The sequence below is a fragment of the Caulobacter sp. CCUG 60055 genome, from assembly GCF_022750545.1.
GTDB lineage: Bacteria > Pseudomonadota > Alphaproteobacteria > Caulobacterales > Caulobacteraceae > PUIC01.
The window spans coordinates 2,501-5,608 of record NZ_PUIC01000023.1; the positions used below are offsets into that span (position 1 = coordinate 2,501).

1 tRNA gene and 2 rRNA genes (1 of these 3 running past the window's edge) are annotated in these 3,108 nt (G+C 55.1%); all 3 read left to right on the top strand.

The features are described 5' to 3' along the window. A 23S ribosomal RNA gene (locus C5708_RS19320) occupies positions 1-2,682 on the top strand; it begins 102 nt to the left of the window's first position. 81 nt (positions 2,683-2,763) lie between these two features. After that, positions 2,764-2,878 (top strand): 5S ribosomal RNA (rrf, locus tag C5708_RS19325). 85 nt (positions 2,879-2,963) lie between these two features. Then, positions 2,964-3,040, top strand: a tRNA-Met gene (locus C5708_RS19330). Positions 3,041-3,108 lie beyond the last annotated feature (68 nt).

Below are 3,108 nucleotides of genomic sequence, written 5' to 3' on the forward strand. Positions count from 1 at the left end.
TCCGCATATTTCCGAATGGGGAAACCCACCTTTACGGTCTTCCAACTTGCTTCTGGTTCGCCAGGAGCCGGATTGGTTGATCGTTACAAGGTATAATGACCTGAATACATAGGGTTCATTAAGCAAACCCGGAGAACTGAAACATCTCAGTACCCGGAGGAAAGGACATCAACAGAGACTCCCGTAGTAGTGGCGAGCGAACCGGGACCAGGCCAGTGCTGTCGTGAAATAAAGTCGAACGATCTGGAAAGGTCGACCATAGCGGGTGATAGTCCCGTAGGCGTCAAATAGCGACAGACTCGAGTAGGGCGGGACACGTGAAATCCTGTCTGAACATGGGGGGACCACCCTCCAAGCCTAAGTACTCCTCGACGACCGATAGTGAACAAGTACCGTGAGGGAAAGGTGAAAAGCACCCCGACGAGGGGAGTGAAATAGATCCTGAAACCGGAAGCCTACAAGCAGTCGGAGCCCCCGCGCGGGGTGACGGCGTACCTTTTGTATAATGGGTCAGCGACTTCATGTGTCGAGCAAGCTTAAGCCGTTAGGTGTAGGCGCAGCGAAAGCGAGTCTGAATAGGGCGACGAGTTCGACGCATGACGACCCGAAACCAGGTGATCTATCCATGAGCAGGTTGAAGGCTGGGTAACACCAGCTGGAGGACCGAACCCATAACTGTTGAAAAAGTTTGGGATGACTTGTGGATAGGGGTGAAAGGCCAATCAAACCTGGACATAGCTGGTTCTCCGCGAAATCTATTTAGGTAGAGCGTCGGATGTATTCCTTGGGGGGTAGAGCACTGGATGGATGCGGGCGGCGCGAGCTGTACCAATTCTAACCAAACTCCGAATACCCAAGAGAACTATCCGGCAGACACACGGCGGGTGCTAACGTCCGTCGTGAAAAGGGAAACAACCCTAACCATCATCTAAGGCCCCCAAGTACTGGCTAAGTGGGAAAGGATGTGGGATTGCTTTGACAACCAGGATGTTGGCTTAGAAGCAGCCATCATTTAAAGAAAGCGTAACAGCTCACTGGTCAAGCGATCCTGCGCCGAAAATGTAACGGGGCTCAAGCCAGTCGCCGAAGGTATGGGTGCACGTAAGTGCGCGGTAGCGGAGCGTTCCGTAAGCCTGTGAAGCTCGATCGCGAGGTCGGGTGGAGGTATCGGAAGTGAGAATGCTGACATGAGTAGCGATAAAGAGGGTGAGAGACCCTCTCGCCGAAAGACCAAGGGTTCCTGCGTAAAGCTAATCTGCGCAGGGTTAGCCGGCCCCTAAGGCGAGGCCGAAAGGCGTAGTCGATGGGAACCAGGTGAATATTCCTGGGCCAGTTGGAAGTGACGAATGGCGTAACTTGTCGGGGCTTATTGGATTGCTCCCGGCAGGGAAGTCGTTCCTGGAAATAACTCCAACGGAGACCGTACCCGAAACCGACACAGGTGGTCAGGTAGAGCATACCAAGGCGCTTGAGAGAACTATGCTGAAGGAACTCGGCAAATTGCACGCGTAACTTCGGGATAAGCGTGACTCTGCTTAGGGCAACCTTTGCAGAGTGGCACAGGCCAGGGGGTAGCGACTGTTTATCAAAAACACAGGGCTCTGCGAAGCCGCAAGGCGACGTATAGGGTCTGACGCCTGCCCGGTGCCGGAAGGTTAAAAGGAGGGGTGCAAGCTCCGAATTGAAGCCCCGGTAAACGGCGGCCGTAACTATAACGGTCCTAAGGTAGCGAAATTCCTTGTCGGGTAAGTTCCGACCTGCACGAATGGCGTAACGACTTCCCCACTGTCTCCAGCATAGGCTCAGCGAAATTGAATTCCCCGTGAAGATGCGGGGTTCCCGCGGTCAGACGGAAAGACCCTATGAACCTTTACTGCAGCTTCGCCTTGGCGTTAGCAGCAACATGTGTAGGATAGGTGGGAGGCTATGAAACCGGGGCGCCAGTTCCGGCGGAGCCATCCTTGAAATACCACCCTTGCTGTTGCTGACGTCTAACCGAGGTCCGTCATCCGGATCCGGGACATGGCGTGGCGGGCAGTTTGACTGGGGCGGTCGCCTCCCAAAGTGTAACGGAGGCGCGCGATGGTGGGCTCAGACCGGTCGGAAATCGGTCGTCGAGTGCAATGGCATAAGCCCGCCTGACTGCGAGACTGACAAGTCGAGCAGAGACGAAAGTCGGCCATAGTGATCCGGTGGTTCTGCGTGGAAGGGCCATCGCTCAACGAATAAAAGGTACTCTAGGGATAACAGGCTGATTTTGCCCAAGAGTCCATATCGACGGCAAAGTTTGGCACCTCGATGTCGGCTCATCACATCCTGGGGCTGGAGCAGGTCCCAAGGGTTCGGCTGTTCGCCGATTAAAGTGGTACGTGAGCTGGGTTCAGAACGTCGTGAGACAGTTTGGTCCCTATCTGCCGTGGGTGTACGAAGCTTGAGAGGATTTGTCCCTAGTACGAGAGGACCGGGATGAACATACCTCTGGTGGACCTGTCGTGGCGCCAGCCGCGCAGCAGGGTAGCTAAGTATGGAATAGATAACCGCTGAAAGCATCTAAGCGGGAAACTAACCTCAAAACAAGGCTTCGCTGAGATCCGTGATAGACCATCACGTTGATAGGCCGGGTGTGGAAGTGCGGCGACGCATGCAGCTTACCGGTACTAATCGATCGATCGGCTTGATCGTTCCTCAGCAAAACTCATGAACACCCAACAATACTGACGCTTTCGTCAGACATGATGTCTTCTATCGCATGCTTTTCGTTGACCTGGTGGCTATGCCGGAAGGTCCCCACCCGATCCCATTCCGAACTCGGTCGTTAAGCCTTCCTGGGCCGATGGTACTTCGTCTTAAGGCGCGGGAGAGTAGGTCGTCGCCAGGTCTACCAAAAGCATGCTTCAGGTCAGAAACCCTTCATTCCCGATTTCCCCCAGGCCCAGGGACCATACCCCCAAGGCCCGGCGCGACGCGGGATGGAGCAGCCCGGTAGCTCGTCAGGCTCATAACCTGAAGGTCGCAGGTTCAAATCCTGCTCCCGCACCCAGCGATCCATACGCTCCCGCGAGCATACGCTCCGGGAGCGTTCGCTTGTCCAAAGCACACACATGCAAA